Origin of the sequence: Ensifer sp. ZNC0028 (assembly GCF_000799055.1) — a bacterium.
GTDB lineage: Bacteria > Pseudomonadota > Alphaproteobacteria > Rhizobiales > Rhizobiaceae > Ensifer.
Genome location: NZ_JTLA01000005.1, coordinates 37,502 through 59,071 on the forward strand (window position 1 = coordinate 37,502; position 21,570 = coordinate 59,071).

Below are 21,570 nucleotides of genomic sequence, written 5' to 3' on the forward strand. Positions count from 1 at the left end.
GGTCGTCTCCTCCCCGACCGATGGCGGGAGCAATGCCATCGGCCCGGTCTTGATGTTGATGTCCGAACAATTCCGGTTCCCGTCCGGAATTGCGTCATTTCAAATGATCAGTGTTTCAGTACGACGAGGCGCGTCTGGGTGAATTCCAGCATGCCATGCTTGCCGTCGTCGCCGCCAAGGCCCGAGCGTTTCCAGCCGGCATGGAAGCCTTGATAGGGATCGGCCGGGAAGCGGTTGATGTAGAGCTCGCCGGCTTCGATAGCGTCGCTGGCCCGCATCACGGTGCGATAGTTCTCGGTGAAGAGCACCGAGCTCAGGCCGAACTGATGATCGCTCGCCAGCGCCAGCGCTTCCTCGAAGGTGGAATAGCGGATCACCGCAAGCACCGGACCGAAGACCTCCTCGCGCACGATCTCCATCTCCTGCCGGCAGCCGGAAATCAGCGTCGGCGGATAGAAGTAGCCCGGGCCCTCCGGCAGGTAACCGCCGGTCTCGATTGTTCCGCCTTCCGCCTTCGCCTGTTCGACCATTTCGTGCACGCGCTTTTGCGCGGCGGCATTGGCAAGCGGCCCCATGCGGGTCGCATCATCCGCCCGGTCGCCGAAGGTGCGGGCGGCAAACCCTTCGCGCAGCCTGGCGAGCAGCGTGTCATGCACGCTTTCGTGGACATAGAGCCGCTCGGCGCTGGTGCAGACCTGGCCGCAATGGGCGGTCTTGGCGGCGATGATCGCCTGTGCCACAGCATCGAGATCGGCGTCCGGCTCGACGATGACAGGCGTCTTGCCGCCGAGTTCGAGCGAGGGCTTGGCGATGTTTTCCTTGCAGTAATCGAGCACGATGCGGCCGGCCGAAACGCTGCCAGTCAGCGTGATCATGCCGACGCCGGGATGGGTGCAGAGCGTTTTCGCGACGTCGTGCGACATCGTGAGGATGTTGACGAGACCTTCCGGCAGGCCGGCCTCGACGATCGCTTCGGCAAAAACGAAGGCGGATGTCGGCGTGTTGTTGCTCGGCCGCACGACAACGGCGTTGCCTGCAATCAGCGCCGGAGCGATTTTGCGCACCAGTGTGTAGATCGGATAGTTGAACGGGATCAGACCGGCAACGACGCCGATCGGAACGCGCTTCAAGAGCAGCGTTTCACCGGGATTGTCGCTCTCGATCACTTCGCCCTCGATGCGGCGGGCCCATTCGGCGTGGTAGCGCATCAGTTCGGCGCCGTAGATGACCTCGGCGGTCGCGTCGGCGAGGCTCTTGCCCGACTCCTTTGCCAAGGCAGCGCCGATGTTCTCGGCCCGGTTTTCCAGTACCGCCGCCAGTCGGCGCAGCGCGTCACCGCGCTGGATGGCCGGCAGTGCCGCCCAGGCGCGCTGCGCCTTCATGGCTGCCTCGACCGCCGCTGTTGCCTCCTCATCCGTGGCCGCCGGCACCGATGTGAAGACCTGGCCGGTTGCCGGATTGCGGACGTCGATCGTCATCGCAGACGTGCTTTCGATGAAACGACCGCCGGAAAAGTTGCGATAGGGGCTCATGGCATCTCGGATGTGTTGGCCGCGGCTCCGGGCGCCAAAGGCGCGCGGGACAAGCGGACTGCGCGGGAGAGAGCACAACGAGCGACGGCCCGTCTCTCTCCCCGACCGAGACCGTCACGAAACTGTTGCGACGATAGGACCGGAGGCACAAGCGAGTAATTTTCAGTGAGAGCATTCCAAAATGGAATGCTTGGCTCAGGCCGCGCGGTCGGCCGAAACTTCCGTAAGCAGCCAGGCACGGAAAGCATCGACCTTGCTGTCGGTTCCGGCCTGCGGCCGCGTCACGAACCAGTAGGACTCATGCCCCTCGACTTCGACATCGAAGAGTTGCACGAGCTGCCCAGTTTCCAACTGAACCCGCACCATCGAACGATCGGCAACGGTGACGCCCAGGCCCGCGCAGGCCGCTTCGATCGCAAGATCCAGCAGGTCGAACTCCAGCCCGCCGCGCGTATCGACATCCTGGAACCCGGCCGCATCCAGCCAATGGCGCCAGGTCAGATAACGCCGGTCGGGTGAGGCCAATACATGCAGGAAGGTAAAGCGCTGAAGATCCGCCGGACCCTCGACTTTCACGCCTTCGAGCAGCGACGGCGCACAGACGACGACATGCCGCTCGGTCATCAGGATGCTGGCATCCAGCATCGGCCACTCGCCGTCGCCGAAGCGGATGGCGCAGTCGAGAAGGCCGCGCTCGGCAAGCGTGTCCGTCGCCTCCGTGCTGAGGCTGATATCGACGTCGGGCAAGGCTGCGCGCAGCCGGGCAAGACGCGGCAGCAGCCAACGCTTGGCAAAGGTCGGCGGAACGTTGACCCGCAAGCGGTTCTGGTTGCTCTTCTCGGTGATGCTGCGTAGCGACACCTCGATGCTGTGAAACGCCTCCTGGATCGTCGCCAGCAATTCGGCGCCGGCCGGCGTCAATTCGAGATGGTGGTGGCGGCGAATGAGCAGGTCTTCGCCAAGCTCGTCCTCGAGATTGCGGACCTGACGGCTGACCGCACTTTGCGTGAGGTTGAGCCGCTCAGCCGCCCGCGTGAAGCTGCGGGTCTGCCCGACCACCTCGAAGACCTTCATCGCCGACAGTCCAGGAAGTCTTCGCATCGATAACGTGGCCTCGGGAAACTACTATATCTCCGCGGATTGCCGCGGATCGATGCTTACTCTTGCGTGCCGTGCTCTAGCGCACAAGCACGAAAATCCAAATCGCACCCACGGACCACTGGCATGCGTCCGGTTGTCTCGCAACGACAAACGGCGGCTCTCGCCGCCGTTTACCTATCCAATCCATCGTCTGGCCAAGCCCAGACGAAAACTGGAAACTCAATCGCGCCTACTCCGCGGCATAAAAGCCGTAGAGAACCGGCATCAGCCCGACCAACGCCTCGAAGCGCTTGAAGGACTTGCGCTCCGGCTTGGTCCAGCCGGTTTCGGCGAGCGCCGAAAGCCGGGGGAAGACGAGCCGGTCGAAGACGGCGCGGTCGGTCATCGGTTCGGACCAGATGCAGCACTGCACGCCGAGCAGATGCTTCTTCTGGGCATCCGTCCAGCCTTCCACGGGATCGAAGGTGTAGAGCTTTTCCGGATCCGACCAGCCGGCCCAGCTACCGCCCGGCTCCGACCAGGCCGGGCTGTTGGCCATGTCGAGATAATAGACCTGGCCAGGGCAGACGACGATGTCATAGCCTTCCTCCGCAAGTGCTGCCGATGCCTCGACCGTGCGCCAGCCGAAGAGCAGCGATTTCGCCTTGTCGATGACATTGCCGTGGGCAGCCTCCTGCCAGCCGCCGGTGACGCAATCGCGGCTTGCCAGGAACTTCTGGACGCGGGCCAGGAACTCGCCCTGCAGCACCGCCGCACCCGAGCCGTCGATTTCGTCGGCGCCGTGGGTGTTGGTGACGACGTTCAGCCGCTTGGCATGGGTTTCGGCGACCTCGTTGCCGGCGAGCGCGCGCAGCCGTGCCAGTGCTTCCGGCGAACCGGACCAGGCGCCGAGCGGCACCTCGTCGGCACCGACGTGGATGGCGCGCATCGGGAAGAGTTCGATCAACTCGTCGAAGATGATCTCCAGCACGCGATAGGTCTCTTCGCGCGCCGGATTGAGGCAATTGTCCGGGAAGCCCTGGACCGAATGATAGCTGCCCTTCTCGTCGGGGTCGCGCAGCTCCGGGATCGCCTGCAGCATCGCATAGGAATGTCCGGGAATGTCGATTTCCGGCATCACCTCGATGCCAAGGCTTGCTGCCAGCGCCACGATCTGGCGGACCGCCGCCTTGGTGTAATAGCCGCCGGTCGGTTCAGGACCGGAGCCGAGCAGCGGCGGGATCTTGCGGCCGTGGCCACGCCAGGCGCCGATTTCGGTCAGCGCCGGATAGGCGTCGATCTCGATGCGCCAGGCCTCGTCGTCGGTCAGGTGCCAGTGGAAACGATTGAGCTTGTTCCAGGCCATCAGCCGCAGGAAGCGCTCGACTTCCGCGGTGCTATAAAACTGCCGGGCGACGTCGAGATGGGTGCCGCGCCAGGCGAGCGCCGGCTCGTCCTTGATCTCGCCGCCCGTCGGAAACACGAAGGTGCCCGGATGCGACCGCGCCCCGCGCAGGACCTGACCGAGCGTGATCAGTCCGTAGAGGATGCCCGTCTCGCTACCACCCGAAACGGCAACGCCGGCGGGCGAAAAGCGGATCGTATAGGCCTCAGGACCGAGGTCTGCTGCCTTGAACAGAGCGACCGGGAAGCCACCTTCCGCCGCCGGCCGGACGATGCCCTCGACCGGAAACAGGCTAGCCGTGAGATCGGCAAAGGCCTTGGCCGCGGCTGACGCTTCACTGCCTTCGGCCTTCAGGTCAAGGCCCGGAGGCGCCAGCAACTGACCGGAGACCACAACAGCCTGCGGCCAGGGCACGATCGAGACCGGCACCGGTGCCACCTTCGGCACCGGATAGACGGCGGCGCCGCGCTTCAGTTCGGCATTGTCGCCGTGCGCTCGCGAGGCAAGCACGGCCACCGGCGCATTCGTGCCGTCGGACAGAACGAGGAAAGCGGCATTGGCGCCATCGGTCCAGTGGCGCGGCTCGAAGCTCATGCCGAGGGCCTTGAGCGTCCAGGTCGCGCCGGGCTTCAGCTCAAACCCTTCCGGCGGCGCGAACTCGGCATAGTTGGAGAGCCGGACGAGAAGCTGCCCGCCCTCGACCTCGGCGGCAGGATCGATGCGCGCGGGGCCGGAGACGCCGAGGCGAAAACCCTTGATCGTCCGGTCCGAATTGTTGGTGAGCGTCAGCGCATAGACCGACCTGTCGGCGGTGCCGACGGGCACCCAGAGCGTTTCCAGAAGATAGTCAGATTTGGCGGCAAACGTCATCAAATGGCTCCATGAGTGATTGGTCTCTGCGTTCGGCCGGAGGGACAGCGCGTTTTTTGGCGAAGGCGTGTCCTCGGTTCACATAGCTCCCGTCGGCGTTTGGCCAAGGGCACGGACGAAGTGATTCACGGTAACTTCTTCCACGTCGTCGGAGGCCGGACGGCTCTTTCGCCGCACCTCGTCGGCATGGGCGAGGAAGCGGGCGCTCTGCCCCGGCACGAACGGGCGATCGGGGTCGGGAACCGCGGAAAGAAGCAGTTGCGTATAGGGATGGCGGGGATTGCCGATGACGGCGCTGGTCTCGCCCCACTCGACCATTTGGCCTGCAAACATCACGACGACCTCCTCGGCGATGTGGGCGGCCGTGGCGATATCGTGGGTGATGTAGAGCATGGCGAGGTTGCGCTCGCGCTTGATGCGCGCAAGCAGTTCCAGGATGTCGAGCCGGATCGAAACGTCGAGCATCGACGTCGGTTCATCGGCGACGAGCACGTCCGGCCCGACGGCGAGCGCCCGGGCAATGTTGACGCGTTGGCGCTGGCCACCGGACAGTTCGTGCGGAAATTTTCGCGCGGTCACACTGGGATCAAGACCGACATCGGAGAGCAGGCGCGCGACCGCCGCCCGTGCTTCGGCCCCGGTCTTCGCATGACCGTGCAGCAGGAGCGGCCGCGCAAGATGGTGGTAGATGGAGAACACCGGGTTGAGTGAGGCGAACGGATCCTGAAACACCATCTGGATCGCCCGGCGACGCAACTTCTCCTCGGCACGGTCGCCGGCCTCGGTGACGTCGGCGCCGCGAAACGCCATCCTCCCCGATGTCGGCGCATCGAGCCTTGCTACGATGCGGGCACAGGTGGTCTTGCCGCAACCGGACTCGCCGACCAGCGCCAGCGCCCGGCCGGGCTTCAAGGCGAGCGAAATGCCGCGCAAGGCCTCGACGGCACCGAAGCTGCGCCTGATGTCCTTGAGGCGCACGATTGCGTCGTCTTCATCAGCCATGGTCGTCGTTAGCGGCATGACGTTCATTCGACGACCCCCAGGCTGCGCACGGATGAGGGCAGTTGCGGGATCGCGCCCCAGAGTTTCCGCGTGTAGTCGTGCTCCGGCGTCCGGCTGATCTGCAGCGTGTCGCCGACCTCGACCAGTTGCCCTTTCAACATAACACCGATGCGGTGGCAGAGCTGCGCCATCAGGTGCAGGTCATGGGTGATGAACAGCACCGAGAAGCCGAGGCTGCGCTGCAGGTCGACGATCTGCTCCAGGATCTCCCGCTGCACCACCACGTCGAGCGCCGTCGTCGGCTCGTCCATGATGATCAGCTCCGGCTTCAGCGCCAGGCAGATGGCGATGACGATGCGCTGGCGCATGCCGCCGCTGAACTGGTGCGGATAGTCGTCGAGGCGACCCACCGGAATGCCGACGAGCCGGAACATCTCCTCTGCCCGCGCACGTGCCTGAGGCCGCGTCGCTCCGCTGTGACGGCGCAGCACGTCGAAGAACTGGGCCTCGACCCGCATCAGCGGATTGAGCGAATTCATCGCGCTCTGGAACACCATGCCGATCCGCCGCCAGCGCACATTCTGCAGCGCCGCTTCCGGCATCTTCAGGAGGTCCTGCCCGTCGAGCAGGATTTCGCCGCCGGCGACCCAGGCGGGCGCCTTCGACAGCCGGGTGATCGCATAGGCGATCGTGCTCTTACCGCAGCCGGATTCGCCGGCAAGGCCGAAGAGTTCGCCGCGGCGGACCTCGAAGGAGACGTCGTTGACGGCACGGAACGCGCCGTCGTCGAGCAGATAATCGACGTTTAGGTTGCGGATTTCCAGAAGTGCATCGCTCATCGGGCCGCCTCCAGTTCACGGCGGCGCAGTCGCGTCAGCCGCAGCCAGCGGCTGAGTGCTGGACCGGAGCGAAGCTGCGGGTTGGCGATCTCGTCGAAGGTGAAGTTGATGAGCGCAAGACCGAGGCCGACGAGCGCAATGCCCGCGGCCGGGACAGCAATATCCCACCAGGCGCCGACGATGATCGCCGATGAGTTCTGGGCGTTGTAGAGCATGGTACCCCATGTGACGCGCAGCGGATCGCCGAAGCCGAGATATTCGAGCGTCGTCTGGGCAACGATCGCATAGATGATGCTGCCGACAATGTTGATGCCGATCAGCGGCACCAGATTGGGCAGGATCTCGACGAAGATGACCCGCCAGTGCGGCTCGCCGACCATGCGTGCCGCCACCACAAATTCACGCTGCCGGATCGCCATGGTCTGCGACCGGGTCATGCGCGCACCCCAGGGCCAGGAGGTGAGCGCAATGATCGCCATGATCGCCATCGGCCCGACCGTGCCCGCAAAGGATGCGAGCAGGATCAACAGCGGAATATTCGGGATGACAAGGACCGCATTGGTTGCAAGGTCCAGCGTCGCATCGGTGCGGCCGCCGAAGTAACCGGCGACGAGGCCGACGATGGTGCCGAGCGCGGTGATCGCAAGTCCGGTGGCGAAACCGACGGCAAGCGACGGCCTGGCGCCCCAGACAAATTGCGAGAAGACGTCACGGCCCATCTTCGTCGTGCCGAAGACATGCTCGACGGTTGGCGGCTGATGCGAACGGCCGACACGTTCGCTCGGATCGCCGGGCGCCAGAACCGGAGCGAACAGCGCCATCAGGCAGAGCGTGAGGATGATGACAAGGCCGGCGACGGCTTTCTTCTGCCGCCAGAACAAGGAGACGCCCGCGTTCATGCCCTGCCCTCCCTGATGCGCGGATCGACCACGCCGTAGATGATATCGACGAGGAGATTGGCGCCGAGTGTGGCGATCGTCATCAAGAGAAGCTGCCCCTGGATCACAGGATAATCGCGGGCGACGCTCGCGGTATAGAGCGTCAGGCCGAGGCCCGGATAGTTGAAGACGATTTCGGTGACGATCGAGCCGCCGAAGACGGCGCCCAGCATCAGCGCCAGATTGGTCAGCACCGGCAGCATGGCGTTGCGCGCCGCATAGCCGAACATCACGGCCGCTTCCGACAATCCCTTGGCCCGGCCCATGGTGACATAGTCCTCGCCGAGCACCGAGATCATGCTGGAGCGCATGGTCGTCTGGAACTCGCCGATCAGATAGGGCGAGAGCGTCAGCACCGGCATGATCGCATGCAGGAAGACGCTGCCGAAAAAGGTGAAGTTCAGCCCCGGATCAAGGTTCGGATCATAGGCGTAGCCGACCGGCAGCAGCCGGAGCGTCACGCCGAAGGTGAAGAGAGTCGCGAGCGCGATGATGACAGGCGGAACGGCGATCATCACCACCGAGAAGGGCGAGACGAAACTGTCGAAACGTCCACCACGACGCCAGGCGGCAATCGCGCCGAGCAGCACGCCGACGCAAAGCGAGAAGACGATGGCGGTCACCACGAGGAATGCCGTCCACCCGGCCGACCGGCCGAGCACTTCGAGCACGGTTTGCGGATAATATTTGACCGAGACGCCGAGATCGAAATGGGCGAGCCCGACGACATAGTCGGCGAACTGCTGCCAGATCGGTTGCTCGATCGCACCGAAGCGCGCCTTGATCGCCTCGACGGCCGCGGGCGTTGCCCGCGGTCCGAGTTGGGCGATCATGCTGTCGACGGGAGACCCCGGCATCAGCCGGGGAACCGCGAAATTCATGACGATCGCGAAGAGGAACGCCACGCAGTAGACGGTAAGCCGTCGACGGGAAAGTCGCATCGCTGGAACCCGCTTTCGCTTATTGTACGGGCTTCAGGCGAAGCAGATGCACCAGCCGCATCCGGTTGTTGTCGTGATCCTCGGGGTTCATGACCGGCTCGTCCTTCGTCACCCAGCCAGTGAAGCGCTTGGTCGAAAACTGGTACCAGGTCGGACCGTTGAAGACGGGGACGACGGGCAGATTGTCGGCGACGATCACCTGCACCTGGTCGAACAGCTTCTTGCGCTCCTCGTCCGTCGCGGCGCGGCGGTAATCGTCGAAAACCTTGTCGAGGTCCGGGTTGGAATAGCGCGAGGGCGCGCTGGTGATACGCCCGCCGAAGCCGGTCGACAGCGACTGGAAGTAGCCGCGGAAAGGCGTCGGCCCGTCGGCGCGCGAATTCATCACCGCCTCGAAACTGCCGTCGAGGATCTGTTTCTGCCACTGCTCGTATTCGGGCGTGGCAACGGAAGCGTTGACGCCGATCTTGCGCAGGCCCTCGGCCGCGATCTGCACCGCGTCGATCCAGTCGGTCCAGCCGTTCGGCACGATGATCGGGAAGGCGATGGGCTTGCCGCTCGGCGTGGTGCGGAAGCCTTCGCCGTCCTTCTTGTAGCCGGCATCGTCGAGCAGCTTGTTGGCCTTGTCGATGTCATAGGCGAGCCACTCGTCCTGCGCGCCCTCGGCGGCCTTGTTGCGCCAGCTGTCGAAGCGCGGCGGCAGGCCGCTCGCATGGGTGTTGACGACCGGGTAGCCGAACCCGGCGATATCGACCATCGCGGTGCGGTCCATGGCAAGGCTGAAGGCGCGACGGAAGGTCATGTCGTTGAAGGCCTCGGCATTGCCGGGGTTCGACGACTTGAAGTTCATCTGGAAGGCAACGGTTTCGGCCGGCGGCTGCCAGTAGCCGTTGTGCTCGGCATCGAGGCCGACATAGGTCTTGTCGATCTGCGGCAGGAAGGAGCCGAACCAGTCGATCGAGCCCTCCGGCAGGAGCGCCAGCATCTGGTCGTTGCCGGAGATCTGCGGCAGCTTCAGGCAATCGACCTTCAGCGTCGCCGCGTCCCAATAGTTGGGGTTGCGGCACTGCTCGTAGACCTGCGGCGTGAAGCGGCGGATCTCGGTCATTGGGCCGGAGCCGACGGGCGTCTCGTTCTTGAAGGCCAGCGGATCCTTCACATCCTTCCAGATGTGCTCGGGTACAACCGGGAAATCGGCAAGCGACTCCGGAAAATGCGTGTCCACGTCCTTGAGATTGATCTTCACCTCGGTCGGCGACGGCGCCTCTACGGAAGCGACGGTCTCACCGACGCCGACGGTATCGACGGCCGGGTTCTTGAGCATCATCTCGAGCGTGAATTTCATGTCGGCCGAGGTCAGCGGCTTGCCATCCGACCACTTCACGCCGTCGCGCAGCGTATAGGTGATCGACTTCAAATCGTCGGCAAACTTGTAGGCCGTCGCCAACCGAAAGACCGGCTTGCCGCCGTCGTAATCGTTGAAGATCACCAGCGGCTCGTAGACGAAATCCATGGTGCTCTGGCGGCGCCCGCCGAGGTCGAACGGGTTGAAATTCTGCACCCAGCTCGTCTGCTCTTCGATATGCATGGTGAGCACGGATTCAGCGCGCGCCTCTGCGGCGCCGATCATCATCAGCACGGTCGCGAGCGTCCCAAAACGCCATGCCGTACCGCTCCTCCCGACCCCCGACGCATTGCGCAAAGGCCGCATTTCCTCGACTGCCGTCATGACGAATTCCCCCTCAGGCTTCGTTGATCGAACTATTAAGTCAAGTAATTTGACTTAACGATAAGTCCGCCAAAGTCGCGCTGTCAATCGGGGTATTTTCGCCGAGACTAAAGTTATGATCAGAACCGCCAAGTGGTATTTCGAACGGGAATACCACTTCCGGAAAAGCGGCGTTCAGCGGTTCGTTCAGGCCGCCAAATTGGGCGCAGACGCATCCAGGCCGGATCATGAAAAGCGAGAATCACTGCGCGGACCGGCGAAGTTTGGTGGCTGCCGGAGCTGCCATGCCGGGCTCGCAGCGGCCGTGTGCTAGGAGACAGTGCGCGTGCGACCGAAGGCACGCAGCAAGAGGTTCACGGAAACCGCGACCTTGTCGATATCAGGAATGTCCTGCGAGTAGCGCCCCGTATAGAGCTTGACGATCATCCGGTCGCGTTCCTTGCCGTCGAGGTCGTAGTAAAGGTGAAGATAGAAGCGCCGCTTGTCGCCGATACGCGATATGTCGCCGCGCCGCTGCGTCACTTGCCTCAGATCAGCCTGCAGCGGCTCGAAACCGTCGAGCCTGAGGGTCACCTGCGCAGACTCGAAGCGCACCTCCGGCGGAACCGCGACCACCGCCTTGTCGAGCGAGAGGCTGACCACGCGCCCCGGCGTCCCGTCGACATTGGCGGGCTCGTCGAGCTTGAAAGCCTGGAAAAGTCGACGCGGCTTTTCGAAACAGATCAGCGACGCGATGACGAGGACGACGATGTTGATCCCCGACCAGACGGCTCCGATCGCCGAGAACGCCCCTTGGACCTGCGCCGTTTCCGGCACAAGGTTGATCAGAAGTCCGAGCGCCGTGACGGCGATGAAAGCGGCAATCCAGGTAAACGTGTAGGCGTCGAAGCTGTTCGCCTCGTTGCCGGTGCCTTTCGGGGTTACCTTGAACGGCTTGCCGAAGGGCCGCACGAGGCTGGAGAGAACCGTCGGCAGCATGCGGAACGTCGCGAAGGTCCCGACCGCGCTGGAGACCACGGGCAGATAACGTGTCGGCGTGATCCAGAGCATCAGGAGGAAATAGGCCGCGAGCACCGGAAGCTGATTTGAGACATAGTCGGCAACGCCCGTGAAGTGCAGCGGCAAGGCGCCGAACCAGAGATAGGCGATCGGCACGAGCAGGACGATCAGGCGCACCACGTATTGCACCAGCCAGGACATGGGGAGAAACATGATCCGCTGGAACAACGACAGGCCCGGTCCACGCAACGGACCGTTGTGGAGATAAAGCGTCTGAATGCCGCCCTGGCACCAGCGTTCCCGCTGAACGAAATAGCCCGTCAGGTTCTCGGCCGCCAATCCCATCGACAGCCGTTCGTTCAGGTAGCGGGTCTTGTAGCCCTTGTTGAGCATCGACAGCGTCGTCAATAGGTCTTCGGTGATCGACTCCGTCGGGAAGCCTCCGATCGCATCGACGGCCTTGCGGCGGGCGATCGAGCAAGAACCGCAGCAGAAGCTGACATCCCAGACGTCGCGGCTGGGCGCGATCTCGTCGAAGAACAGGCGCTGTTCGTCCGGCCAGATGTTCTCCAGACCCAGATTGGATTGGACCGGATCGACGTTGAAGAAGTGCTGCGGGGTCTGGACGATCCCGATCCCCTCGTCCGAAAAGAACGGCAAGGTGCGCTTGAGAAAATGGCGATAGGGAACAAAGTCAGCGTCGAAGATGGCGATGAAATCGCCCGAACTCGCCCGCAGCCCGTTGTTCATGTTCCCGGCTTTCGCGTGCGCATTGTCCGTCCGCGTCAGGTGGACCGCGCCCCGCTCTGCGCAGAAGGTCTTCAGCCAATCACGCCGGCCGTCGTCGAGGACATAGACCTTGAACTTGTCCTTCGGATAGTCGAGCGCCAAGGCTCCGACAATCGTGCGCTCCAGAACATCGAGTGGCTCGTTGTAGGTCGGGATGAATACATCGACCGTCGGCAGATCCTCCGCCTCGCGCGCGAAGAACGTCTTTCCCAAGCGGTCCGCCTCAGAACTTCGATCGACGTATCGGCTCATCAGAATGAGGAAGAGAACGACCTCCGTGAAGGCAAGGAGCTCGATGATGAAGACGATCCAAACCCACCAGACGTTGGCGCCATCGGCGGGATAGGGAAGGACAGTTTCGAAGAGGCGCCAGACCATGTAGCGCAATGCGACCGCCCCGACGACCGCGCAGGTGATGGTGCGCGCCCAGCTTTGGTGCCGAGACCAGTTCGATGGCCCAAGCAGGAAGAAGGCGATCACCAGTAATGTGGGCGCGAGCGCTAGAAGAGGTTGAACCACAGCCCTTTGATCCACTGTGTCAGTTGCAGATTGTGCCGGGAGATGCGGACCTGGGCGGACCGCCCCACCTGGCAAAAATTGCCGAAATCGGTATTGAGAGCAGAGGGGAGGAGTTGAACGCGGATTCTCGCATCGCGCTCCTCGGCCTCCGGCTCCTTGGCGGCGAGATTGTCTTTCTCGACGACTGCGGATGAGCCTTTGACGGCCTGCACCTTTCCTATGAAGACTTCGCTGCGGCCGAGAAGCCGGACTTCCGCTTCGCGGCCCGGATAGATCTCGTCGTAATCGACTTCGGGAACGAGAATATCGACGAACAGTTCGCGGCAGTCGAGGATACGCAGCAGTTCGTTGTTCAGGATGACATTGGAGCCGTTGACGACGTTGCGGGTCCACACCACGCCGCTGAACGGCGACGCGATTTCTGCCAGTTCGAGACTGCGAACGCGCTTCTCCTCTTCCTCCAGTTGTCGTTCGGTCTGGTCGGCGCGCGTGCGGTTTTCGACGATGCGGGTGTTGATGTCGTTTATGCGAACGATCACCTCGTCCTGACGCTGACGCGAATAGGGCACGTCGTTTTGACCATCGCCAACGATGAATATCCCCTCCCGCAGGGCCATCAGCCGTTGTTCGAGAAGATCGAGCGACAAATTGCTGATCTCGACCTCGCCGCCTGTGGCCGCGCCGGCGGCGGTTGCCGCCTCGACCATCTTGCGGGTGAAGATCCCCTTGGATTCCAGCTCCTGCCGTCTGTCGAGGTCTACCCGTGCAACGACGTCCTGGGCACGCGACACCTCCACCCGCTTCTGCAGGATGCGAAGTTCTCGTTCCAGACTGGCAATGGTGGCGTTCTTGAATTTCTCGAGCCGATGGGCAAGCTGGTTGCGCAAGGCGACGAGTTCGTCCCGTTCACGCTCCAGCGCCGAGACGCGATCGGCAGCCGTCTTTCCTTCCGCCTGCAGGGAAGCAAGGATCGCCCGATTGACGCGTTCGTTGCGGATGGTCAGAAGTGTCTCGTCTTCGGCAACGGGCGTGCCGATCCGTGGCGGCGCCTGTCCAATTTCCCCGTCAATCGGCGCATTGATGACCGCAAAGCGTGCATTTACAGTGCCGTCGAGGCTGGTAAAGCCCGTGAGGCCAGGCAGGAGCACGGCGATTGCAAGCGTGAGCAGCAGGACGCCGACGGTTATGCGTGTGATGCGATGGTTCAGGAGCATGCCTGCTGTTCCCACTCTCGAAATGCCAGGGCGGCAGACATTGGCGCGTCAATCTCGCGCGCAACTGCGGCTCCGGTCGCGTAAGCAAGATTGTGCGCAAAGGCGCGGAGGGCAACCCTTAGAAATTGGTGCTTTTGGCATTCGGTTAACCAGTTGAGAACGATCAGCGCCCCCTGACACAACAGGGCGACTTCTCGATCCGGAACGATCATGCCGCGCAAATGCTTCGGGTTAATGTGAGAGTGGTCTTCAGGCGGCCGATCTGGACGGCAAAGCAACCTGACAGATCATGGCGAGGAAGATGACCACGCAGCCCAGGATCTGGGAAAGGCCCAAGGGCGTCCCGAGAAACGCCAGCGCGAAGACGAGAACCCATACCGGTTCGCAGCACATGATCACCGATGCCCGCGCCGCCGAGATCAGCTGCTGGCCGCGAAACTGCAGGACGAAACGCAGGCAGGTCGAGACCAGGATGCTTGCCAGGAACCAGCCCCAGGTCTCGATCGAAGGGACTGCCGCGGGCATCTGTTCGACGAGCAGCGAAACGGCGAGGATGAGCACCCCTGCGACCACCAGCTGGATTGCGGCTACGGCCACCGCGCCGACCTCGGCGGAATTGCGTTTGACCAGCGCGATGCTCGCCGCCCAAAGCAGGGCCGAGACGACAAAATAGAGGTGAGCCGCCTCGACGCGGGCGCCGGGGCCAAGAAACAGCAGGCCCATCCCGGCAAGCGCGACGGCGATCGAGATCCAGAGCGCTCGACCGACCGGCCAGCCGAAGAACAGCAAGCCGAAAACCGGTACCAGCAGGTTGCCGGTCGAGGAGATGAAGGCGGCAACGCCAGGGTTTGTCGTCTGTTTCAGGCCGAAGATCCAGGCCATCATGGCGACGGCAAAGGCGAGCGCGCCGGGAAGCAGCCGCACCGCCCTGCCGAGTTCGGCAAAGGTCGCGAACCGCGCCAGGAGACCGATCAGCAGGCCGGCGATGACGAAGCGGCTGCCGAGGAAGAGCAGCGGCGGCAGCTCGGCTAGCGCATGGATCGAAAACAGCCATCCGGCCCCCGCCACGAAGGCCGCGATTGCGATCTGCATGTCGGCAATCGGTTGGGAAGGGTACTGGGCGGAACGATCAGAAGACATCTGTTGGACACGAGAAAAGCCGGCGGGCCCGTAACGAGCGGCCTGCCGGCTTCTCTATCGCTTAAAACCGGGATCTACCAGTGATTGTTTGACGCGAAAGGCTATTGGTTCGCCTTGGCGTAGTCCTTCATGTTCTCGGGCGTTACCAGTTCGAACGGAACCCAGATCTGCCGTTCCGTCTTTTCCTCCCGCGCCAGGGCCACGGCGGCATCCATCGCGGTTGCGCCCTGCGCGATTGCGTTCTGGAAGACGGTGACGTCGAGATCGCCCGCGGCCATGGCGGCAAGCCCGTCCGGCGTCGCATCGATGCCGCCGACCACCACCTTCGACATGTCGGTGCCTGCCGCCTTCATCGCCTGGATCGCGCCGATCGCCATCTCGTCATTGTTGGCGATGACGGCATCGAATTCCCGTCCGGTCGAGAGCCAGTTGGTCATGATGTTGCTGGCCTCGAGGCGATCCCAGTTGGCGCTCTGCTCCTCGATCACACTCATGCCCTTGCAGCCGTCGGTGGCTATGACGTCGTGGATATCCTTCGTGCGGGTCAGCGACGAATGGTTGTTGAGCGGGCCCATCAGCACGTAGACGGCACCCTTGCCGCCAAGCAGCCGGCACACTTCCTTCGTTTCCAGCGTGCCCGAGTCCACCTCGTTCGATCCGACAAAGGCCGCCGTTTCGGGAAGCGCATCGACATCGGCCGGCGGATGGTTGGCATAGACGATCGGAATGCCGGCAGCACTCGCCATCTTTGTCAGCGCCGGAGTGCCGTCACCATCGACGGCGACCACGACGATCGCATCGACGCCGGAGGAAATGAAGTTCTGCACCTGGTCCAGCTGCTTGCTCGGATCGTTCTGGGCGTCCTCGACCTGGACCGACACGCCATCGAGCTTGGCCGCCCGGTCTTCCATGCCCTGACGCAGGATGGTCAGGAAAGCGCTGTCGGAACGGGCAACGGTGATGCCGATGTTCTCGGCGTGGGCGGTGCCAGCCAGCAGAACCGACATGGCGGCAAACAGCAACTTCCTCATTCGAAACCTCCCAGGGGACCAGACGACTTATGAACGCTAAACGGAATGCATGATCCATTAAATGTCAATAATGAAACGCACATTTCATTATGCGCAACGATGGAATGATAAAAAACCCTTCGAAACCCAGGATTTTCAGCGTGCATAATCCTGATAATATAAACCTATACGTGTGTCACCTTGACACACGCACCGCGGTCGCCGGGGAGATTTCGACTGCCCCCTCGGGAAACGAGGGCGCCGCTTTCGGCTGTCGTCTCACCGGACATATCGGCGGCGCGCGGCGCATGCATCCGTGACTTCCACCCACCCAACCCAAGCTGTCGGCAGGAGATCCCGATGACCGTACAGGAAGCAATTCTCAACTTCGGCTATGATCCCACGATCAAGGAAGACGGCCCGCTGCTCCGGCCGCCGATACCGGCATCGCTGCCGAGCGCGGCAAGCGTCAACGCGCTTTATCTGCCGCCGCCCAAGGCGCAGGGCACACCGAGCCATGTCGGCAGTCCCGGCAGTTGCGCCGCCTGAGCCACGACCTACGGGCTTGCCACCTATTGGGCGGCCGTTTCGACCGGCGAGGCGCCGTTGCAACCCGTGCGGCAGGCAAGTCCGGCCCATATCTACATCGAAGTGATGAAGAGCTACGGGAAGACGGGCTGCGCGGGATCACAGCTGGCCTCCTATTTCAATCTGCTTACGCAGGGCGGCACCCCGAACTGGAAGACGGCGCCCTATTTCCCGAATTGTCCCGAGCTCTGGTCGCGCTACGATCCCAACGCCCTTGCCGATGCCAGCTTCCAGATCCCCGGCTGGGCGACGGTCGAGACCAGCGATCTCGACGCGATCAAGGCCGTCATCGTCGCGGGCGGCGCGCTCTGCTACGGCACGTCACTGAACAAGGGCTTCATGGATTATGAAGGGCCCGGCGTGCTGACCGGTCCCCTCGAAAAACTGCCGAACACCGGCCATTGCATGCTGATCATCGGCTATGACGACGAGCAGCAGGCCGTGCTCATCCAGAACAGCTTCGGTGAGAATTGGGGCTGCGAATGGAACGGGCGCCGCGGCTATATCTGGATGGGCTATGAGCTGTTCCAGTGCCTCGCCCAGGGCCAGGCGATGTACATCACCGGCTGACGTCGGACGGCTTGCCCGCCGCCCGTTCTACCATCCCTGAACGGAGCCGTGGCCCTACTCCGCCGCCACGGCTGCGGGATAGGCTACGGTCTTTGCGTCCTCGGCCTCGATGCTTTCCGCCGTCTCAGGCTCGGCCGAACCCTTCTTCGGTTCGCGCCCGAAGAAGAGCGCATAGCCGGCCGGAAGAACCAGGATCGTCAGCACGGTCGCAACCAGAATGCCGCCCATCATGGCGTAGGCGAGCGGTCCCCAGAAGACACCGCGCGAGATCGGGATCAGCGCCAGCACCGCCGTCAGCGCCGTGAGCGTGATCGGCCGGAAGCGCCGCACGGCGGACCCGACGATCGCCTCGGCACGGTCCATGCCCGCCGCGATATCCTGGTCGATCTGGTCGACGAGGATGATCGAGTTGCGCATGATGATGCCGAGCAGCGCGATGACCCCGAGGATCGCGACGAAGCCGAAGGGCGCGCCGCTGATCAGAAGGGCAGCCGCCGCACCGATGATGCCGAGCGGACCGGTCGCGAGAACCAGCATTGCCTTGCCGAAATGCTGCAACTGGATCATCAACAGGATGACGATGACGCCGAGCATGATCGGCGCCTTGGCGGCAATCGAGGCCTGGCTTTCGGCCGAATCCTCGGCGCCGCCCTGGATTGCGATCGAGTAGCCGGCAGGCAGGCTGTCGCGCAGCGGCTGCATCTCGCCGAACATCTTCATCGCCACGTCGTTCGGCTGCACGCCATCCGGCAGCGTGCCGCGCACCGAGATCGTCGGCAGCCGGTCGCGCCGCCATTCGATGCCCTGTTCGAGTACCGGCACGACCTTGGCCACCTGCGAGAGCGGTACGAAGCCACCGAAGTCGGTCGGGATGTAGATGGAGTCGACCGAGCTCAACAGCTTGCGGCTGTCCGCCGGCTCGCGGGCGACGATCGCCACCGTCTCCTCGCCGTCGCGGAAATTGTCGAGCGGCGCACCGGTGACGCTCGCCTGCAACATCTGGCGGATGCGCTGCGAGGTGACGCCGAGCGCGCGGGCGCGGTCCTGGTCGATCACCAGTTTCATGCCCGGCACCGGCTCCAGCCAGTCGTCATGCACGGCACCGAGAAGCGGGTTCTCGTGGAATTTCGCCTTCACCCGGTCGGCGATCCGCCTCACCTCTTCCCGATCCGGTCCCATGATGCGCATCTGCACCGGCCAGCCGGTCGGGGGCCCCAGGAAAAGGCGATCGACCTTGGCGCGGATCGACGGGAAATCGGCGGCTAGAATTCCGCGCATCTTGGCGATCAGCCGTTCGCGCGCCGGCTCGTCCTTGGCCATCACGAGAAGCTGGGCGAAGTTCGGATTGCGAAGCTGCTGGTCGAGCGGCAGGAAGAAGCGCGGCGCACCCTCGCCGATATAGGTGGCGATGAAGCGCTTGTCCTCGTCGTCCATCATGCGGGCTTCGAGTGCCTTGGCCTGTTTCTCGACTTCCTTGATGCTGGTGCCTTCGGGCAGCCAGAGGTCGACGAGGATTTCCGGCCGTGACGACTGCGGGAAGAAGTTCTTCGGAATGAACTGGAAGGCCCAGAGGCTGACGAAGAAGATGACGAGCGTCGTTGACAGCACGATGATGCGATGGCGCACGGCCCACGTCACCGTCGTACGAAGATGGCGATAGAAACGCGTGTCGAAGACGTCGTGATGGTTGCCGGCGTGGCTGCGCTGCTTCAGGAGCATGTTGCCGAGCCAGGGGGTGAAATAGACGGCGACAAACCAGGAAACGACGAGCGCGATGCCGACCACGTAGAACAGCGAGCGCACATATTCCCCGGCGGTCGAGGCGGCAAAGCCGACGGGAATGAAGCCGGCCGTGGTGATCAGCGTGCCCGTCAGCATCGGGAAGGCGGTGGAGGTATAGGCGAAGCTCGCAGCTTCGACCTTCACCAAGCCCTCTTCGAGTTTGCGCTCCATCATCTCGACCACGATCATGGCGTCGTCGACCAGAAGCCCAAGCGCAATGATCAAGGCGCCGAGCGAGATGCGCTGCAGGTCGATGCCGAGCTCGTACATGATGGCGAAGGTCGCGGCCAGAACCAGCGGGATGGTGATCGCGATCACCAGGCCCGAACGCCAGCCGATCGACAGGAACGACACGACCAGCACGATCGCCAGCGCCTCGCCGAGCGCCTTCATGAATTCACCGACGGCTTCCTTGACCACTTCGGGTTGGTTGGAGACCTGGTCGACCTTGACGCCGTAGGGCAGCGACGCCTCGAAGCGCTCATAGGTCGCCTCCACCGCGTTACCGACGTCGGTCACCTTGAAGCCCTTGGCCATGACGACGCCGATCTGCACGCTGTCTTGGCCGTTGAAGCGGAACTTGCGCGAATAGGGATCCTCGAGACCGGAGCTGACCGTGGCGATGTCACCAAGCCGGGTGATCTGGCCGCCGGCGCGAAGCCTCAGGTTCTTCAAGTCCTCCACCTTGTCGAGACTACCCTCGACCGAGATGCGCACCGAGCGCGTGCCGGTATCGACCGCACCCGCCGGATCGATGTTGTTCTGGCCGGCAATCGTGCTGCGCAGATCGTTGAGCGTCAGCCCGCGCTCGGCCAGCGCATTGGACGAGACGTCGATATAGATCTTCTCCGGCTGGTCGCCGATGATGACGGCCTTCTCGACGCCGGGCGTCGTCAAAAGCATGTCACGCGCCTGGATGGCGAACTTCTTCAGCTCCGGATAGCTGTAACCTTCGCCGCTCAGCGAATGCAGCGTGATGAAGGTGTCGCCGAACTCGTCGTTGAAATAGGGACCGAGCAAGCCTTCGGGCAGCTCGTTGGAGATGTCGCCGACCTTCTTGCGGACCTGATAGAAGGCGTCCGCCACCTGCTGCGCGTTGGTATCGCCTTCGACCTGCAACGTGATGATCGCGCTGCCGGCACGCGTATAGGAGCGCACGAAATCGAGATGCGGCGTTTCCTGCAGCTTGCGCTCGATCTTGTTGACGACCTGGTCCTGCATCTCCTCGATCGAGGCGCCCGGCCAGAAGGCCTGCACGACCATGACGCGGAAGGTGAAGTCCGGGTCTTCCTTCTGCCCCATGCGCATCAGGCCGAAGACGCCGGCAAGGATGATGAGGCCGAACAGGAAACGCGCCATGCTTGGATGCGCGATCGCCCAGCGGGAAAGGTTGAAGGGCCGCTTTTCGTCGGAAGAGGAGGTGGTCATCGGCTCGGTTCCGCGGTTTTCGGGTGTCAGCGCAGGAGTGGGACTTCGGCCTGGGCCGAAGCGGAGTGCTGCATTGTCGCGTTCGAGATCGTCACCTTGAGATCGTCGGCCATGAACTGCGTCCCGGCGGCAACGACAAGGTCGCCGACCGCAAGGCCGTCGGTGACGCGCACGCCGTCGGTGGTGAAGTCGGAAAGCGTGACGGGGCGGCTACGGACGGTTTCCGTACCGCGATCTACAACCCAGACGATGGTGTAGCCGTCCTTCTGGGCAAGCGCGCTCAAGGGAACCGAGACATAAGGCTTGCCGCTGCCGGCCGAAGCCTCGACGGTGGCGGTCATGCCGAGCAGCACCCGCGGATCGTTCGGCAGGCTCACCCGCACGGAAAAGGTCCGCGACTGCTGGTCGGCGCTACCCGCCACCTCGCGCACCGTGCCATCCAGCGACAGGTCGGTGTCGGACCAGAGCCCGACCTTCACCGGAAGACCGGTCTTGAAGTTGGCGATCTCCGTCTCGGGCACGGCGACCTGCACTTCCTTTTCGCCCTCGACGGCGACGGTGGCGACAGGCGTGCCCGAGCCGACGACCTGGCCGACATCGGCATTGATCGTGGTGACGATGCCCGGCCGGTCGGAGACAAGGTTCGTATAGGTCACCTGGTTTTCCGCCTGCGACAGCGCCGACTTCGCGGCGTCGCGCGTCGCCACGGCCTGGTTGTAGCTCAGCACCGACTGATCGAACTGGGCCTGCGAGGCAAACTTCCGGGCGAGCAGCTGCTCGGCGCGGTCGCGCACCAGCTTGACCGTCTCGACCTGGCGCTCGGCCGCTTCCAGATTGGCCGAGGCACTGCGCACGGCGAGCTCGTAGTCGGTAGCGTCGATACGGGCGAGCAGATCGCCGACCTTGACCCGGTCGCCGACATTGACGACCCGCTCGACGATCTTGCCGCTGACGCGGAAGCCGAGGTTCATTTCGGTCCGCGCCCGCACGGAGCCGGAATAGCTGAGCTGGCGGGCCGTGTCGGCCTCGGCGATCTCGACGACCTTGACCGGGCGCACGACCGCAGTGGCTTCGGTCTTTTCCTGCGAGCAGCCGGCAAGGGTCGCCGTGAGCGTCGTAAGGAGTGCAGCAGTGGCAAAGAATGAAATACGGCGGCGAAATTCTAAGGGCTTAAACATGTTCGCACTCCCAAAAC

General features: G+C 63.4%; 16 protein-coding genes. 2 read left to right on the top strand and 14 right to left on the bottom strand.

Annotated elements, in window-relative coordinates; all coding sequences use genetic code 11:
• Positions 1–107 precede the first annotated feature (107 nt).
• The 12 genes from aldA to L981_RS01375 form a co-directional block, all read right to left on the bottom strand.
• Positions 108–1,532, bottom strand: coding sequence for an aldehyde dehydrogenase (gene aldA / locus L981_RS01315; RefSeq protein ID WP_043611035.1), 1,425 nt, complete (start codon positions 1,530–1,532; stop codon positions 108–110).
• Positions 1,533–1,727: 195 nt separating this feature from the next.
• Positions 1,728–2,633, bottom strand: coding sequence for a LysR substrate-binding domain-containing protein (locus tag L981_RS01320; RefSeq protein ID WP_043611038.1), 906 nt, complete (start codon positions 2,631–2,633; stop codon positions 1,728–1,730).
• 229 nt (positions 2,634–2,862) lie between these two features.
• A complete protein-coding gene (locus tag L981_RS01325; RefSeq protein ID WP_043611040.1) occupies positions 2,863–4,887 on the bottom strand; it encodes a beta-N-acetylhexosaminidase in 2,025 nt (674 codons plus the stop codon).
• Positions 4,888–4,965: 78 nt separating this feature from the next.
• The gene (locus tag L981_RS01330) at positions 4,966–5,916 is read right to left on the bottom strand and encodes an ABC transporter ATP-binding protein (protein ID WP_052201520.1); all 951 of its coding nucleotides are present in this window, start codon (positions 5,914–5,916) and stop codon (positions 4,966–4,968) included.
• On the bottom strand, positions 5,913–6,728 hold the full coding sequence (locus L981_RS01335; RefSeq protein ID WP_043611042.1) for an ABC transporter ATP-binding protein: 816 nt from the start codon (positions 6,726–6,728) through the stop codon (positions 5,913–5,915). Before L981_RS01335 ends, L981_RS01330 begins: the two co-directional genes overlap by 4 nt.
• Positions 6,725–7,627 carry an ABC transporter permease gene (locus L981_RS01340; RefSeq protein WP_043611043.1) on the bottom strand — a complete coding sequence of 301 codons (903 nt, stop codon included), beginning with the start codon at positions 7,625–7,627 and terminating at the stop codon, positions 6,725–6,727. Before L981_RS01340 ends, L981_RS01335 begins: the two co-directional genes overlap by 4 nt.
• Positions 7,624–8,607, bottom strand: coding sequence for an ABC transporter permease (locus tag L981_RS01345; protein ID WP_043611044.1), 984 nt, complete (start codon positions 8,605–8,607; stop codon positions 7,624–7,626). The genes L981_RS01340 and L981_RS01345 overlap by 4 nt, the downstream gene beginning before the upstream one ends.
• A 19-nt stretch (positions 8,608–8,626) precedes the next feature.
• On the bottom strand, positions 8,627–10,240 hold the full coding sequence (locus tag L981_RS01350) for an ABC transporter substrate-binding protein (protein WP_245281554.1): 1,614 nt from the start codon (positions 10,238–10,240) through the stop codon (positions 8,627–8,629).
• A 405-nt stretch (positions 10,241–10,645) separates the two neighbouring features.
• Positions 10,646–12,643 carry a glycosyltransferase gene (locus tag L981_RS01355; protein ID WP_043611046.1) on the bottom strand — a complete coding sequence of 666 codons (1,998 nt, stop codon included), beginning with the start codon at positions 12,641–12,643 and terminating at the stop codon, positions 10,646–10,648.
• Positions 12,625–13,857, bottom strand: coding sequence for an HlyD family secretion protein (locus L981_RS01360; RefSeq protein WP_043611048.1), 1,233 nt, complete (start codon positions 13,855–13,857; stop codon positions 12,625–12,627). Before L981_RS01360 ends, L981_RS01355 begins: the two co-directional genes overlap by 19 nt.
• 249 nt (positions 13,858–14,106) lie before the next feature.
• A complete protein-coding gene (locus L981_RS01370) occupies positions 14,107–14,949 on the bottom strand; it encodes a DMT family transporter (RefSeq protein WP_052201521.1) in 843 nt (280 codons plus the stop codon).
• Positions 14,950–15,098: 149 nt separating this feature from the next.
• Positions 15,099–16,028 carry a sugar ABC transporter substrate-binding protein gene (locus L981_RS01375; RefSeq protein ID WP_043611052.1) on the bottom strand — a complete coding sequence of 310 codons (930 nt, stop codon included), beginning with the start codon at positions 16,026–16,028 and terminating at the stop codon, positions 15,099–15,101.
• 339 nt (positions 16,029–16,367) lie between these two features.
• Between L981_RS01375 and L981_RS01380 the strand changes: the two genes are divergently transcribed.
• Both L981_RS01380 and L981_RS01385 read left to right on the top strand, forming a co-directional pair.
• On the top strand, positions 16,368–16,556 hold the full coding sequence (locus L981_RS01380; RefSeq protein WP_043611054.1) for a hypothetical protein: 189 nt from the start codon (positions 16,368–16,370) through the stop codon (positions 16,554–16,556).
• A gap of 66 nt (positions 16,557–16,622) precedes the next feature.
• The gene (locus L981_RS01385) at positions 16,623–17,165 is read left to right on the top strand and encodes a C1 family peptidase (protein ID WP_156133939.1); all 543 of its coding nucleotides are present in this window, start codon (positions 16,623–16,625) and stop codon (positions 17,163–17,165) included.
• Positions 17,166–17,219: 54 nt separating this feature from the next.
• Here the strand turns inward: L981_RS01385 and L981_RS01390 are convergent, their stop codons facing one another.
• Positions 17,220–20,375 (bottom strand): efflux RND transporter permease subunit, encoded by a 3,156-nt coding sequence (locus L981_RS01390; RefSeq protein WP_043611059.1) that lies wholly within the window; start codon positions 20,373–20,375, stop codon positions 17,220–17,222.
• Positions 20,376–20,401: 26 nt separating this feature from the next.
• Complete coding sequence (locus L981_RS01395; RefSeq protein WP_043611061.1) at positions 20,402–21,553, bottom strand: efflux RND transporter periplasmic adaptor subunit; 1,152 nt, start codon at positions 21,551–21,553, stop codon at positions 20,402–20,404.
• Positions 21,554–21,570: the final 17 nt, after the last annotated feature.

Coding starts and splice junctions, on each gene's coding strand:
- aldA (WP_043611035.1), bottom strand. CDS start 1,532: ATGAGCCCCTATCGCAACTTTTCCGGCGGTCGTTTCATCGAAAGCACG.
- L981_RS01320 (WP_043611038.1), bottom strand. CDS start 2,633: ATGCGAAGACTTCCTGGACTGTCGGCGATGAAGGTCTTCGAGGTGGTC.
- L981_RS01325 (WP_043611040.1), bottom strand. CDS start 4,887: ATGACGTTTGCCGCCAAATCTGACTATCTTCTGGAAACGCTCTGGGTG.
- L981_RS01330 (WP_052201520.1), bottom strand. CDS start 5,916: ATGAACGTCATGCCGCTAACGACGACCATGGCTGATGAAGACGACGCA.
- L981_RS01335 (WP_043611042.1), bottom strand. CDS start 6,728: ATGAGCGATGCACTTCTGGAAATCCGCAACCTAAACGTCGATTATCTG.
- L981_RS01340 (WP_043611043.1), bottom strand. CDS start 7,627: ATGAACGCGGGCGTCTCCTTGTTCTGGCGGCAGAAGAAAGCCGTCGCC.
- L981_RS01345 (WP_043611044.1), bottom strand. CDS start 8,607: ATGCGACTTTCCCGTCGACGGCTTACCGTCTACTGCGTGGCGTTCCTC.
- L981_RS01350 (WP_245281554.1), bottom strand. CDS start 10,240: ATGATGATCGGCGCCGCAGAGGCGCGCGCTGAATCCGTGCTCACCATG.
- L981_RS01360 (WP_043611048.1), bottom strand. CDS start 13,857: ATGCTCCTGAACCATCGCATCACACGCATAACCGTCGGCGTCCTGCTG.
- L981_RS01370 (WP_052201521.1), bottom strand. CDS start 14,949: ATGCAGATCGCAATCGCGGCCTTCGTGGCGGGGGCCGGATGGCTGTTT.
- L981_RS01375 (WP_043611052.1), bottom strand. CDS start 16,028: ATGAGGAAGTTGCTGTTTGCCGCCATGTCGGTTCTGCTGGCTGGCACC.
- L981_RS01380 (WP_043611054.1), top strand. CDS start 16,368: ATGACCGTACAGGAAGCAATTCTCAACTTCGGCTATGATCCCACGATC.
- L981_RS01390 (WP_043611059.1), bottom strand. CDS start 20,375: ATGACCACCTCCTCTTCCGACGAAAAGCGGCCCTTCAACCTTTCCCGC.
- L981_RS01395 (WP_043611061.1), bottom strand. CDS start 21,553: ATGTTTAAGCCCTTAGAATTTCGCCGCCGTATTTCATTCTTTGCCACT.